The organism is Acidithiobacillus sp. YTS05 (assembly GCF_024396695.1).
In the GTDB taxonomy this organism is placed as follows: Bacteria; Pseudomonadota; Gammaproteobacteria; order Acidithiobacillales; family Acidithiobacillaceae; genus Igneacidithiobacillus; species Igneacidithiobacillus copahuensis.
On sequence record NZ_CP094359.1, the window covers coordinates 23,132 to 36,665 of the forward strand.

The 13,534-nt window shown below is 59.3% G+C and carries 11 protein-coding genes; 4 read left to right on the forward strand and 7 right to left on the reverse strand.

The window, feature by feature from the left end:
- Positions 1-11 precede the first annotated feature (11 nt).
- The 7 genes from MQE22_RS00080 to MQE22_RS00110 form a co-directional block, all read right to left on the reverse strand.
- Positions 12-1,517: a hypothetical protein gene (locus MQE22_RS00080; RefSeq protein WP_255789871.1), complete on the reverse strand. Its 1,506-nt coding sequence runs from the start codon at positions 1,515-1,517 to the stop codon at positions 12-14.
- Positions 1,517-2,473 carry an ABC transporter permease gene (locus MQE22_RS00085; protein ID WP_226827290.1) on the reverse strand — a complete coding sequence of 319 codons (957 nt, stop codon included), beginning with the start codon at positions 2,471-2,473 and terminating at the stop codon, positions 1,517-1,519. Before MQE22_RS00085 ends, MQE22_RS00080 begins: the two co-directional genes overlap by 1 nt.
- Positions 2,466-3,224 carry an ATP-binding cassette domain-containing protein gene (locus MQE22_RS00090; RefSeq protein ID WP_215872147.1) on the reverse strand — a complete coding sequence of 253 codons (759 nt, stop codon included), beginning with the start codon at positions 3,222-3,224 and terminating at the stop codon, positions 2,466-2,468. Before MQE22_RS00090 ends, MQE22_RS00085 begins: the two co-directional genes overlap by 8 nt.
- Positions 3,225-3,235: 11 nt before the next feature.
- Positions 3,236-4,144 (reverse strand): substrate-binding domain-containing protein, encoded by a 909-nt coding sequence (locus MQE22_RS00095; protein ID WP_215872146.1) that lies wholly within the window; start codon positions 4,142-4,144, stop codon positions 3,236-3,238.
- Positions 4,141-5,058, reverse strand: a complete 918-nt coding sequence (locus tag MQE22_RS00100; protein WP_215872145.1) for a ribokinase — start codon at positions 5,056-5,058, stop codon at positions 4,141-4,143. The genes MQE22_RS00095 and MQE22_RS00100 overlap by 4 nt, the downstream gene beginning before the upstream one ends.
- Before the next feature lie 220 nt (positions 5,059-5,278).
- Positions 5,279-6,748: a MutS-related protein gene (locus MQE22_RS00105; RefSeq protein ID WP_215872144.1), complete on the reverse strand. Its 1,470-nt coding sequence runs from the start codon at positions 6,746-6,748 to the stop codon at positions 5,279-5,281.
- A complete protein-coding gene (locus tag MQE22_RS00110) occupies positions 6,729-8,345 on the reverse strand; it encodes a MutS-related protein (RefSeq protein WP_215885371.1) in 1,617 nt (538 codons plus the stop codon). Before MQE22_RS00110 ends, MQE22_RS00105 begins: the two co-directional genes overlap by 20 nt.
- A gap of 180 nt (positions 8,346-8,525) precedes the next feature.
- Here MQE22_RS00110 and glpD point away from each other — a divergent pair, with 180 nt between their 5' ends.
- Genes glpD through dhaK form a run of 4 tightly spaced genes read left to right on the forward strand, consistent with a single transcriptional unit; the run spans position 8,526 to position 13,531 of the window.
- Positions 8,526-10,028, forward strand: a complete 1,503-nt coding sequence (gene glpD / locus MQE22_RS00115; RefSeq protein WP_215872142.1) for a glycerol-3-phosphate dehydrogenase — start codon at positions 8,526-8,528, stop codon at positions 10,026-10,028.
- 23 nt (positions 10,029-10,051) lie between these two features.
- Positions 10,052-11,557, forward strand: a complete 1,506-nt coding sequence (gene glpK / locus MQE22_RS00120; RefSeq protein ID WP_215872141.1) for a glycerol kinase GlpK — start codon at positions 10,052-10,054, stop codon at positions 11,555-11,557.
- A gap of 1 nt (position 11,558) precedes the next feature.
- Positions 11,559-12,533: an MIP/aquaporin family protein gene (locus MQE22_RS00125; protein ID WP_215872140.1), complete on the forward strand. Its 975-nt coding sequence runs from the start codon at positions 11,559-11,561 to the stop codon at positions 12,531-12,533.
- The gene (gene dhaK / locus MQE22_RS00130) at positions 12,530-13,531 is read left to right on the forward strand and encodes a dihydroxyacetone kinase subunit DhaK (protein WP_215872139.1); all 1,002 of its coding nucleotides are present in this window, start codon (positions 12,530-12,532) and stop codon (positions 13,529-13,531) included. Before MQE22_RS00125 ends, dhaK begins: the two co-directional genes overlap by 4 nt.
- The last annotated feature ends 3 nt before the right edge of the window (positions 13,532-13,534 follow it).

The following is a 13,534-nucleotide window of genomic DNA, read 5'->3' on the forward strand; positions in this document are numbered from 1 at the left end:
CTCTGTTCGTCTTAGAAGTGGTATTTCAGATAGAAACGGTTACTGACATAGGGATTGTGATACTGCGGATAGTTGGCCTGGTTCTGGGCGACGGAGATGTCGGTGTAGTCGGCCACCGTCAGGCCTTGCAGCAAACTCGCCAGGTTGTAAGAGAAGCCCACGTCCATGGACCAGAGCTTCTGGTCGGGAACCGCCTCGCCAGTGGGGAAGCCATAAGCGCCATTGTAAGAATAGGCGCTGCCGCCGTAGCCATAGCGCGCCACGTAGCGGATGAAGCTGGCGTTGACCAGCAGCTTGTGCTGCAAAAAGCCAAAATTGCTGGCAATGCCATAGGCATATCCGGGGCCAAAATCGGAGATGCCGGTCTGCATGGTGGTGGTGTATTCCGTCCCGCTCAGGTCATTATAGGGATGGATGAGGCCGCCGTGGCGGAAGGAGTTGTAATTGACGGGACTGTAATTGCCCACCAGCGCCACCGTGTCATGCTCGGTACCAAATTCCACGCCGAGTCGGCCGCCATAGATGTGCGCGTCGACGGAATTGGCGTTGAGGGCGTGGAGAAAGTTGGTGCCGGCGCCAGAATTACCCTCGGCTATCATCTGGAAACCGGCCAGAAGCGCCAGATTCTGCTCGATGGGAGCGGAAAAATTCGCCTGTCCATAGAACATGTTGGCAAAGCCGTAGAAATTATAGTCCCATAGCTGAACGGCGATATGATTGCCCAGGAAAGGCGTCTGATAGCGCAGGCCAACGGTATAAAAGCCATTGGTATGGGCATCGGTATAGCGGTTACCCGTGGTAAATGTCGAGCTATAGCGACTGGCGTAACTGAACTCCCGGGCAAACATCACACTGACGGTGGCAGGCGAGCCACTCAGCGTCAAAGGCCCATTGCCGGCCCAATTGGCATCCTGCGGATGTCCAAGCACGTCCCAGACCGCTGCGACGCCGGTAAAGGCGCGCGGATTGTAGGTGTAGTAGTCCATGTTGGCATAGGGGGTGTTGATGAACTCCCGTCCGCCACGGATCACCACCGATCCGTAATGGTACTGCAGGTAGCCCAGGCGCAGGATGGCGATGCCATGGCTGGGGTAGGGGCCGGTAAGCTCCGGATCTTCATGCTGATAAAAGCCGGTCCAGGTGGCAAAATCGCCGCCCACGCCCAGGCTCAAGCCCACGTAGGACGGGCTATGCAGGTACAGATGTCCACCCAAAGCCATGGAATGGGTATCCTGCGTGGTATGTCCATGGTTGAGGTAGCTGAAATTGATCAGCCCCAGCATGGCCGATATCTTGGTACCGCCGAGATCGCTTTCCAGGACCTTGTTGCTGGGAATCAGCGAGTGGCTGTTATCGACTGCGTAGGCGGGCAGGGCAAAGCCGCCCAGCAGCAAGGTGGCGGCCAGCGTTGCGCTGGCGAGAGCGGCGCGTTGCCGTAGTCTGGGTGTGCATGGTTTTTTGTTTTCATGGTGTACTCCTCCGTTTTGCGCGAGGGGATTCCCCTCGTGTGCAGCCATCAGTTGCTGCTCCTTTTTCTCAGGTGGCCCATCATGACCGCCAGAAGAATGACGACGCCCTCCACCAGTTCGGTGAAAAAGGGCGAGATATTGAGAAGCACCAGACCGTCGAGGATGGTGCTCAAAATCAGGGCGCCAAGTACGGCGCCCCAGACCGAACCGCGGCCACCGAAGAGCGATACGCCGCCAATGACCACCGCGGCGATCGCCGGTAATTCTTGCCCGCGTCCGGCGTTGGGATCGGCGGTAGCCAGTTGTGCCGCCAGAATCACCCCGGCGATGCCCGCCGAGAGCCCAGAGAAGGCATAGGCGAAGCTACGCAGACGACGCACGCGGATGCCGGCGCGGTAGGCAGCAACACGGTTGCCGCCAATGGCGTAGAGGTGCATGCCGGATGCGGTGAGGCCCAGCCACAGCGCCACCACAAGCACGATGAACGCGGCAATCCAGATTTGCGTTGGAACCCCGAGCAGATGGCCCTCGCCCAGAGCATTGAAGCCGTTGGCGTTGATGTTCATCGGCTCGCCATCGGTGATGATCAGGGTCAGGCTGGAGAAAATCGACAAGCCCGCCAGGGTGGTAATGAAATCCGTCACCCGCAGGTAGTTGATAATGACCCCCTGCAGGGTGCCGGCAAGCATCGCGGCGAGCAGCGCGAGAAGGGTGGCAATGGGCCAGGGGAATCCCTGCAGCATCATGGTGGCAGCAATGGCACCGGTAAACCCGGCAATGGCGCCGACCGCCAGGTCGATGCCCGCCACCAGCATGACGACCAGTTCGCAGAGGGCGAGGAGAACCAAGGGTGCGGCGTCGATCAGGATACTGAAGGCGTTGGCCGTAGAGACGAAGTGCGGTGCCACGAAGGCGAGAAATACCACCAGGAGCACAAAGGCGATCAGCACGCCCTGGTCAACGATGGCCTGCAGAATGGGATGATGGCGCAGTTCGTTAGGCATCAGATTCTCTCCCGACGAGCATGGCACGCACAACGCGCTCCTCCGTTAATTCCTCGGTTTTGCCCTCCAAGGCCTTTTCACCACGAGTCAGCACGACGATGCGCGTCGCCACCTGCCAAACGTCGGGCATGGTATGGGTTACCAGAATGACCGCCACTCCAGAACGCGCAAGATTTTGAATGAGTTTTAGAATGGCTTCGTGCTCACCAACGCCGATAGCGGCCGTGGGTTCATCCATGATGACCAGGCGTGCCTGCCAGTATGCAGCGCGGGCGATGGCGACCGCTTGCCGTTGCCCGCCGGACAGTTCCCCCACCACCTGGCGCAGCGGTAGCTCGATGGCAAGATGCTCCAGCGCGCTTGCCGCCTCCCGTCGCATTTCGCGCCGGGCAAGGATCGGCAGAAATCCCAGCATGCGCGACTTGCGCTCGCGTCCCAGAAAGATGTTGCTCGCGACATCGAGATTCTCGGCAACCGCCAGATCCTGGTAGATCGTTTCGATCCCCAGGTCGTGGGCATGGCGGGGATCGAAGAGCGAGACTTTGCTGCCGGCCAGGAACATTTCCCCACTGCTCGGGGCATGCGCTCCGGCAATGATCTTGACCAGAGTGGATTTACCGGCGCCGTTGTCGCCCAGCAGGGCGAGAACCTCTCCGGAAATGATCTGCAGGTCAATACCGCGCAGTGCATGGACGGCACCAAAGCGCTTGCCGATGTTTCTCAGTTCCAGGAGAGGAGCGTTCTCTGGCATGACTGCGTTGCTCAGGGGCGTTGGCCGGGGGCATAATCCATGTGTAACGGAACCGGCACGAATACGGTACCGGTGTTCAGGTAGTTGTATCCGGCCTCGACCCCGAGTGCCCCCATGACGGCAGGTTGCTGCGCGACACTGAGCGCAATCTTCCCTTCTTTGACCAGTTGGGTTTCCCCTGCGCTACCGCTACCAATCATGGCGATGGTGAGGTTTTTGAGGCGGCCTGCTGCTTCGGCGGCGCGCACGGCGCCAATGGCCATTTGTCCATTTTCCGCATAGACCGCATCTAGATTCGGGTGGGCGATCAAGACGTCGCGCATCACCGTCAAGCCTCCGCGGCGGCTGAAATGGCCAGACTGTCGGGCGACCACGTGAATATTGGGGTAGTGCTGAAGCACGGAATCACAGCCAGCGCTGCGCTCATTGGTGGCTGAGGCGCCGGAGATGCCCAGCAACATGAACAGATTTCCTTTGCCATGCAGGTGATTGGCGAGAAATTGACAGGCTTGAGCGCCGGCTTGGGTATTATCTGAGGCAAAGTAGGCGATGGCATGGCCGCCATCTGCCTTGCGATCAATAAACACCACCGGGATGTGCGCGGCATTGGCCTTTTCCACTGCGGGAATGAGCGCCTTGGCGTCGGTGGGATTGATCAGCAGCAGATTGACTTTGCGGGCGATGAGGGTATCGACCTGATTGGACTGGGTAGCCGAGTCATTGTTGCCGTTCTCGACCAAGAGCTGCACCCCCAGTTTTTTCGCCTCACTTTCGGCGCCACTCTTGATGGTGGCGAAATAGGGGGTCATGGCCGAGAGCAGCAGACCGAAGGTGTACTGCGGAGCGGCGGTAGTGCTGCCAAGCAAAGCGAGACTGCCGAGAGCGGCAAGAATTAGGGTAGCGGGTTTTTTGGCTTTCATGATTGATCCTCCGTGCGCGGGCTGTGAGAAGCAAGAAACTGCTCGATGTCTGTTTTTCGTGGCAACGCGTCCTGGGCACCGATGACGGTTGCCGTGAGGGCAGCGGCGGCGTTCGCCCGCTGAGCGCTGGCAGACAGGGATGCCCCGGCTGCCAGGCTGGCAAGCAGAACACCGGCAAAGGCGTCGCCGCAGCCTGTGCTGTCGGTTACCGCTACCGGGTAGGCGGGCAGGCGTGCCGCCTCGTTGCCGCTGGCCCAGACCAGTCCGTGCTCGCCGAGGGTAATGACCGCGCCCATGCGTGCGCGCGCCAGTGCTTTGGCGGCATCCAAGGCGCTGCCTGGGTCAAGCGCCTGGCCCAGAATCTGCGCTGCCTCTTGGGCGTTGACGACGAGCAAATCGGTCAAAGACAAGAGTTCTGCGGAAAGATCCTGCACTGGCGACGCATTGAGAACGAAGGGGATTCTCTTGGCGCGGCAGATCTGTGCGGCATGCAGGACCAATTCCGGGTCGATCTCGAGCTGCGCCAGCACGAAGGCTGTGTCACGCAGCTGCGTTTCGAGGTCGTGGGGGAGACGGTCGCGGTTGGCACCCGGGTAGATGGTGATGCGGTTCTCGCCGGAATCTTCCAGCAGGATACAGGCGGAGCCAGTGGGTAGCGGACTGCGTTGAACGCCGCACAGGTCGATTCCCTCGGCCGCCAAGGCTTGGTACAGGAGTTCCCCCGCGTCGTCTTGGCCGAGCTGAGCGATGAGCCGGACCTCCGCTCCTGCACGTCGCGCGGCCACTGCCTGATTTGCGCCTTTACCGCCATGATGCCGGCTGAAACTGCGGGCAATTCGCGTTTCTCCTGGTTCCGGTACCCGGTCGAGCTGGAAAAGCAGGTCGATGTTACAACTACCAATGACGGCCAACATTTTGGTACTGTCGATTATAGGGTAAAAATTCCCCGACGGATTGATTTATCCGCATTATCATCTCCCCGTTCGTATCATATTGTCACATTTTTGAAAGGTGATTTAGGTATAGGACACGACGAGATGTTGCGCAAGAAAAACATTTATAGAAAGAATTGATGATTTAATCTGGATAGTAATTTTAACAATATGTTATATTAATAGATTGCAATTCTTCTCTTCAGAAAATTTCTTGATAGATCTCCCGGGCAAAGCTGCTGGCCTGCGGAGCGCCAGGGAGCAACTGAAAGCGCTGTGCTTCTGGCTCCGCGCTGGCGCGCAAAAATAGAATATTCTCTCCTTCTTTATTAAAAAGATTTTTGGCAAAGCTATAGAGATGGGTAACGAAGATCACGCGGACACCGGCGTCGCGTAGGGCCAAAGTGATCTGCCTCGCAATCTCAGATCCCTCCTGCTCATTGGTGGCGGCAAAGGATTCGTTGAAAAGTATCAGACTTCCGGTCCGGAGCTCGGCTGCGATGTCCTGCATCCGTTGCAGTTCTTCGGCAAATTTTCCGTGCTGCAGCTTGGCGTCCTCCTCCTGCTGAAAATGACTGAAGATCCCTTGACACAGGCCGGTGCGCACGGTTTTCGCAAAACTGTAGAGCCCACTTTCTGCCCAAAGCTGAGAGATACCGATGGCGCGCAGCAAGGTCGATTTGCCGCCGCGATTGGCACCGGTGATGATAATCAGCGGGGTATGGCGGGCAGCAATATCGTTGCTTACCGAGCTTTCCCCGCGTAGGGGCAAAAGCGGCGAATAGAGTCCTGTAGCGTTCAGCAGTCCGCCGCCTTCCTGTACTTCCGGCAGACAACAAGACAATCCTTGTTGGCGAAGTTTCTGCTGTAGCGTGATGGCAGCAAGATAGAAATGCAGCTCGTCGCGGAGCAGGCGAAAAAACTGCAGTACCCGTGCGACTGCATCATCAAGAACTTGTGCGGTTTGGGTCAGGAGCTGTTCTCGCAGTTTACCGAGCGCTGTCTGACCCGTCTCATCGCGATCAGCAATGCTGAAGCCCGCATCCTCGTGCTGGGTGCGCCAGAGTTTTCCCAACCAGCCCTGGTTGCCAATGCCACCGTGTAAGGCCTCTGGAACACAGCGCCCTGTGGCGTCCGCCCCTGCGGTACTGCGCACGCCTTCGTCCAGTTGCAGCGCGGCCAGCGCTTCCTGCGCTGCTTGCAGAAAGCTCTCGTCAATCTCCTGCTGCAAGCGGGAGAAAAGCTTGCGCAGGGCGTCCGAATGGAAGGTGGCGCTGCCCAGGTCACGCAAGGCCTGCAGTTGGCGCAGCAATTCCTGCATGAGCGCGGTATTGGCGCGCAGTCGGCGGCTGGGAGATTTGCTGAAGAGCAGAAACTGGTGACTCTGTCCGGGTAAGTCCAGACTGTTCTGGGCGATGGCGAAGATGGCTTCGGCGCGTTCCGGCTGCGCGCTCAAGTCGGTCAAGGCCTCTTGGCGGTAGCGTACCGTTGCGGCATCGCGACAGCGCCAGCGCAGGATCACCCGCTCTACGATTTCCCGGCGTTCGTCATCGTCCTCGGCCATGGCAGTAAACAGGGGCGCAAGTCCCAGATCCTCGACCAGATGCTGCTCCTGCACGCTGGCAGGAAACGCAGCAAGGCTTTTTTCCGGATCAAGAAGATGGGGAAGCATGAGCAATCCTCGCCAGAAGTTGCGGGTAGTCCAGACCAAATTTTCTGGCCAGAGACAGGGCATGAGCCAGACCATCGGCAGGTTTGCGTAAGAGGCGAAACGTACGCTTGTCCTCCTCCTCGCTGTCGACCATGCTCAGAATGCTGACAACATCGGCGCCGGAGCGGCTGAGTTCATCGAGAAAACTGACCCAGAGTACCAGTGGATCGAGATGCCGTAGGCGCTTGAGCAATTCCTGGCTGAGAAAGCGGGCATCGTCGAGGGTGGTAGAGTGAAACAGCTCATTGAGGACGAAGATACTGCGTGGCGTCGCCCGCTCCAGATCATGGCGTAGACGAAGCAGGTCTGCCTCGAGCTTGCTGCGCTCGCTTTCGGCGTCTTCGCGGCGTTCAAAATGGGTATAAATAGCGTCGCAAACGAAGAGTTGGGCCTGCTGCGCCGGCACCGGCAGACCGATACCAGCAAGGTAATGGAGTTGCCCGAAGCAACGGGCATAGGTCGTTTTGCCCCCCTGATTGGGGCCGCTGACCAACAAAATGCGCTCGCTACCGTGCAGGTCGATATCGTTCAGCACAGGATTCTCCTGCTGTTCCTGGCGTAGGCGCGCAGCCAGTGCCAGATCGTAAGCGCTCTCGGCATGGGTGCGTTTTTCCTCCTCACAGAGCTCGGGAACGCAGCTTGGCAGGCCCGCCGCCTCCAAGGGGCTGAGAAAATCCAGAAAGGCGAGATAGAACTGTAGCTCCCGTTCCCAATGCAGCAGCGGGACAAAGACAAAGGGGTAGCGGGCCATCCGCAGGGCGGGGACGGCATCGATTGCGGCTTGGGGGTCCGGTTGCGCCCAGCGCTGGTAAAAAACGGCGAGACGGGCAAACAGCTCGGGAAACAGTTCGGCAATGGCGTCGAGGACTCGTGCCTGCACCGGATCGACGTCCATCTGTCCGATCTCCTGCTCCTCCCGCGCGTTTTCCTCGCCTGACGGTGCAGCCAGAAAGCGAGAAAAAGTATGGACAATTTCTTCGTCTACATTGCGTTGCAAACATTCGCGCCAGAGGCTCACATGACTTCCGGAGATTTGCAGGTCGTAGCGCAAGGCATCCAACTCTTGGCGCAATGCCCTTGCGGTATCGTGCATCTCTTGCCGCTGTGGTGCCTGTAACTCGTGGATCAAACCCTCGAGAACGGTGCATAGCGCGGTCGATCGTGGCTTGGCGGCGGTGAGCGCATCGACCAGAGAGGAAAAAACCGTTTGGTAGTTACCAATCGCATCCAGAAAAACCCGTTGTCGTTGGCGATCATGGTAGAGTTTTTGCGCTTGTTCAAGCTGGCGGCGCAGGGTCTGCATCCGCTGGGTGAAGCTGGTCCAGGCGCTGCGTATCGATGGCTGTAACAGATCGCGCAGAATGGCCTGGCGATGGCGAATAACCGTCGATTTTCCGGGAAAGGCGTGATACCAATCAACCAGCGCAAAATCCGGTACCGGCAGGCAGACGGCAGCAAAGATCTCTTGCAAATGGAGATCATGGAAAACCGCCGCTTCCGGTGTCGGGTCCTGCTTCGCTTCTCCCTCGGGCCAAAGTAGACTTATTACCGATGTCATTGCCATACCACCAAGCGCCGCTGCGAAATTCTTTACAGTATAAGACAATGAGGGCTAATCGCGCTTATCAGAATATATAGATAAATTACAAAATATATTCGAAATTTTTTGTTCTACACTAAAAATACCTGTCACAATGACAGGCTGCCTCCTCAGCAAAAATGAAAACCAGGGGTCAATATGAACGATATAAAAGATATTCTGGTCATCGGTGGCGGTATCAATGGCGTGGGTATAGCCCGCGATGCTGCCGGAAGGGGACTCACCGTCACCCTGATCGAGCGGGATGACCTGGCCGCTCACACTTCTTCCGCCAGTACCAAGCTCATTCACGGCGGATTACGCTACCTCGAATACTACGAATTTCGCCTGGTGCGCGAGGCGCTCAAGGAACGGGAATGCCTCCTCCATATCGCCCCGCACATCATCTGGCCATTGACCTTTATTCTGCCCGAAGGGCCGGAGAGCCGCGCCGGGTGGAAGTTGCGCGCTGGTCTCTGGCTCTATGACCATCTCGCGCCACGACAGAGTCTGCCGGCATCGCGCGCGCTGCGTTTTGCCCGACATCCGGCGGGAGGGATTCTGGCGGACAATATACGGCGCGGCTTCAGCTATTCCGATTGTTGGGTCGAAGACAGTCGCCTGGTGGTGCTGAACGCTATCGATGCCCGGGAGCGCGGCGCGGAGATTCGGCTGCATACCTCGCTGAGCAAGGCAGCCGTCGTGGATGGAGTCTGGCATGCGGAAATCGAGACGGCCAGCGGCCAGCGGGAAACGCTGCTTGCGCGCATTCTGGTCAATGCCGCCGGCCCCTGGGTCGGAGAGATCCTGGGGACGGCTCTGGGTCTGCACACCCATAAAAGCGTGCGCAAGGTGAAGGGCAGCCACATCATCGTCCCTCGCCTTTATGACGAGGACTTTGCCTTCATCCTGCAGAATCCCGATGGGCGGATCATTTTCGTCATTCCCTACGAGGGCAGCTTCAGCCTCATCGGTACCACCGACATCCCCTACGACGGGGATCCCGCGCAGGTGCAGATCAGTCCCGAGGAGACCGCCTACCTCTGCAGCAGCGCTTCCCGTTATCTGCGAAAAACCATCGTTCCCGCAGACGTGGTGCGTAGTTATTCCGGTGTACGCCCCCTGTATGACGATCATGCCGCCAATGCTTCGGCAGTGACCCGGGATTATGTCCTCAATCTCGAGAAAGGACCCGGTGCGCCGGTGCTCTCGGTCTTTGGTGGCAAGATCACCACCTATCGGCGTCTGGCCGAACATGCCCTGCAACTCCTGGAGCCGGCGCTGGGTAAGGCCGCTGGTCAGCCCTGGACCGCGACGGCGCCGCTCCCCGGCGGGGATCTCCCGGGTGCTGACTTCGACCGTTTCCTGCATCAGCTGCTGAGTCAATATGCCGAGTTTCCGGCCACCTTGCTGCGTCGCTACGCCCGCGCCTATGGGACCCGCGCCGAGCGGATTTTGGCAGGCCACCAGCGACCAGAGGAGCTGGGCGAGGATTTGGGCGGAGGGCTGTACGAGGCGGAAGTACAGTACCTCGTCGCGCACGAATGGGCGAACACCCTCGAGGACATCCTTTGGCGACGCTCCAAGCTTTCCCTGCACGTACCCTCAGGGACCGAGCAACGGCTGCGCCAATATCTGGAGAAGGCGCTCAGCAAGCGCTGAGCAACGAGAGAGGAGAATATAAAATGTCCAATTACGTCGGAGCCATCGATCAGGGGACCACCAGTACCCGCTTCATCATTTTTGACCACGCCGGCAAGATCATTTCCCAGGCGCAAAAGGAACACCGGCAGATCTACCCGCAACCGGGCTGGGTAGAGCATGATCCCCTGGAAATCCTCAACAACAGCAACGAAGTGGTGGGGGCCGCCCTGGCCCGTGCCAACCTCAGCGGCTCGGATCTGCGTGCCGTGGGGATCACCAACCAGCGCGAAACGACCGTATTGTGGGACCGTCACAGTGCTGAGCCGCTGGCGCCAGCCATCGTCTGGATGGACACCCGCACCGATCAGTTGATGCGTCGCTTTCTACAAAAGCGGGAACATTCCTGGTTTCGCGAGAAGACCGGGTTACCTCTGACCACTTATTTTTCCGCGCTCAAGTTGCTCTGGCTGCTGGAGAATGTCCCCGGGGCACGGCGCAAGGCCGAGCAGGGTGACGCCCTGTTTGGCAATATCAACACTTGGTTGGCCTGGAATCTGACTGGAGGCAAGGATGGCGGTTTGCATATCACCGACGTCAGCAATGCCAGTCGCACCCTGCTCATGGATCTGCAGCGCTGCAGCTGGGATGAAGAGCTTCTCGCAGAGTTTGGTATACCCGCCGCTTGCCTGCCGCAGATTGTTTCCTCGGGAGAGGTCTATGGGGAGATTCGCAGCGCGCCGCTGCGCGGGACAGTTTTGGCAGGAATGCTTGGGGATCAGCAAGCGGCCCTGGTCGGGCAGACCTGCTTTGCGCCCGGCGAGGCGAAAAATACCTACGGCACCGGTTGCTTTCTGCTGATGAACACGGGTATGGAAGCGGTCCATTCCAAGGCTGGTTTGTTGAGTACGGTGGCCTACCGCTTTGGCGACGAGCCGACCCACTACGCCCTCGAAGGTTCCATCGCCATTGCGGGAGCCCTGGTGCAATGGTTGCGCGACAACCTGCACTTTTTTGATCTGGCAGAGCAGATCGAGGCGCTGGCGCGCAGTGTGCCCGACAACGGCGATGTCTACCTCGTGCCTGCCTTTGCGGGACTGTATGCGCCGTACTGGCGGGAAGATGCCCGTGGGGTGATCGCTGGTCTGACCCGCTTTGCCACCAAGGCCCATGTAGCGCGGGCTGCTCTGGAAGCGACGGCCTATCAGGTGCGCGACGTGGTCGAGGCGATGGAGCTGGACAGCGGCATTCGGCTACGTGCCCTGCGCAGCGACGGCGGTATGGTCGTAAACGAGCTGCTGATGCAGTTCCAGGCCGATATGCTCGCCGTGCCGGTACAGCGCCCGCGTATCGTCGAAACCACCGCCTTGGGTTCTGCCTATGCCGCTGGACTGGCTACCGGCCTGTGGCAAAGCACGGAGGATCTCCGCGCCAACTGGGGCGTTGATCATGTCTGGAAGCCGCAGATGGAAGAGAGCGACCGGGCTCGCCTGGTTCACTCTTGGAAGAAGGCGGTCGAGCGTTCCTTTGCTTGGGTGGAGGGCAACTAAGATGGGCACGGATGCAGGGGTAAAGACGGGTTGGCGGGCGCACTCCATCTGGGCGGAGATGATCGCCGAGTTTTTGGGTTGTTTTGTGTTGCTGGCCTTTGGTGCCGGTTGTGTCGCGGTAGCGGTGGTCGGTCTGACCGAATCGCATCGTACTCTGGTCATTTTCCAGGGGGCCGGCGGCTGGCTCCTGATCACCTGGGGTTGGGCCATGGCGGTGGCCATGGCGGTCTATGTCGCGGGGGGTGTTTCCGGGGCGCACATCAACCCGGCGGTGACTTTGGCCTTTGCCCTGCGCGGCAATTTCCCCTGGCGCAAGGTCGTACCGTACTGGATTGCCCAGGTGGTCGGTTGTTTTGCCGGTGCGGCCATTGTTTATTATGACTATTTTCTCGCCATCGACAAATGGAATCTCGCCCATGGGGTCATCTCCCGGGCGGCATCTGGCGGGCTGACCACCTTCAGCATCTTCGCCACCTTTCCGGCCGCGTACTACGGTAATCAGATGGGCCTCGCCCTGTTGGATCAGGTGGTGGCAACCTTCTTTCTGCTGCTCTTTGTTCTCGCCATCATCGACAACATGAATGTCGGACCCGGCGCTAACCTGGCCCCGCTGATGATCGGCTTTGCGGTGGCGGCCATCGGTATGTCCTTTGGCGTAGGTACTGGCTATGCCATCAATCCTGCCCGTGACTTTGGCCCCCGCTTTTTTTGCTGGTTGCAGGGATGGGGTACCAATGCCTTTCCCGGTCCCCACGGCTACTGGTGGGTACCCATTGTCGGCCCCCTCATCGGCGCGGCGATTGCCGTCTATGTTTATGAATGGATGATCAGCCGCACCCTCTGTGCCCGGGCCAAGCTCCTGCAGGAAAAACAGCCGCGCGTCGAACAAAAGGGTCTCGGTTTCAAGCTGGAAAAGTTGCAAAAAGCGCTGGATGAGGTGCGCACGCAAATCGAAGCAGAGGAGGCAAAACAATGAAGGCATTGATCAATGATCCAGAAGCCGTGGTCAGCGAATCCCTTGCCGGGATGGCTCTCGCCCATGGGGATCTGCTGCGGGTACACACGGACCCCAGTTATGTCCTGCGCCAGGATGCGCCGATCTCCGGTAAGGTGGCGATCATCTCCGGGGGTGGTTCGGGCCACGAGCCCATGCATGCCGGCTTCGTTGGCCTGGGAATGCTGGACGCTGCCTGTCCAGGGGCGGTGTTCACCAGCCCTACCCCGGACCAGATTGTGGCCGCGTCCCTTGCCGCCCATGGCGGCGCCGGAGTGCTGCATCTGGTCAAGAATTATACGGGCGATGTACTGAACTTTCAGATGGCGGCGGAGATCCTGCAGGACCAGGGCGTAGCAGTGGAGCAGGTGCTGATCGATGATGACGTCGCTGTCCAGGATTCGCTCTACACCGCCGGACGGCGGGGCGTAGGCGCAACGGTCCTGGCGGAAAAGATCTGCGGCGCGGCCGCGGCCGAAGGAATGGCGCTCGCTGATCTGGCAGCGCTCGGTAAACGGATAAATGGGCAGGCGCGCTCCATGGGCTTGGCCTTGGGCCCTTGCCATAATCCCAGCACGGGCCAGGAGGGCTTTCAACTCGGCGAGCAGGAGATTGAGTTTGGCGTGGGTATCCATGGGGAACCCGGTCGGGAGCGGCTGGCCATGGCCCCTGCCGATACCTTGACCCGCATGTTGATGGAGCCGATCCTGAATGACCTACCATTCCATCCGGGCGATCCGGTGTTGCTATTTGTTGATGCTCTGGGGGCAACCCCCTTGCTTGAGCTCTATATCGTCTATCGTGCTGCTGAGGCGGTGGCGCGGGAGTATGGGCTGCACGTCCAACGACGCCTGGTGGGGCCGTACATGACCAGTCTCGATATGGCCGGGGTCGCTATCACCGTCCTGCGGCTGGAAGCGGATCTGCAGCGCTGGTGGGATGCCCCGGTCTGTACGGTCGCGCTGCGCTGGGGGCTCTGAGGA

Excerpts from the sequence above, each read along its gene's own strand:
- MQE22_RS00080 (WP_255789871.1), bottom strand. The coding sequence starts at position 1,517 with ATGGCTGCACACGAGGGGAATCCCCTCGCGCAAAACGGAGGAGTACAC.
- MQE22_RS00085 (WP_226827290.1), bottom strand. The coding sequence starts at position 2,473 with ATGCCTAACGAACTGCGCCATCATCCCATTCTGCAGGCCATCGTTGAC.
- MQE22_RS00090 (WP_215872147.1), bottom strand. The coding sequence starts at position 3,224 with ATGCCAGAGAACGCTCCTCTCCTGGAACTGAGAAACATCGGCAAGCGC.
- MQE22_RS00095 (WP_215872146.1), bottom strand. The coding sequence starts at position 4,144 with ATGAAAGCCAAAAAACCCGCTACCCTAATTCTTGCCGCTCTCGGCAGT.
- MQE22_RS00100 (WP_215872145.1), bottom strand. The coding sequence starts at position 5,058 with ATGTTGGCCGTCATTGGTAGTTGTAACATCGACCTGCTTTTCCAGCTC.
- MQE22_RS00105 (WP_215872144.1), bottom strand. The coding sequence starts at position 6,748 with ATGCTTCCCCATCTTCTTGATCCGGAAAAAAGCCTTGCTGCGTTTCCT.
- MQE22_RS00110 (WP_215885371.1), bottom strand. The coding sequence starts at position 8,345 with ATGACATCGGTAATAAGTCTACTTTGGCCCGAGGGAGAAGCGAAGCAG.
- glpD (WP_215872142.1), top strand. The coding sequence starts at position 8,526 with ATGAACGATATAAAAGATATTCTGGTCATCGGTGGCGGTATCAATGGC.
- glpK (WP_215872141.1), top strand. The coding sequence starts at position 10,052 with ATGTCCAATTACGTCGGAGCCATCGATCAGGGGACCACCAGTACCCGC.
- MQE22_RS00125 (WP_215872140.1), top strand. The coding sequence starts at position 11,559 with ATGGGCACGGATGCAGGGGTAAAGACGGGTTGGCGGGCGCACTCCATC.
- dhaK (WP_215872139.1), top strand. The coding sequence starts at position 12,530 with ATGAAGGCATTGATCAATGATCCAGAAGCCGTGGTCAGCGAATCCCTT.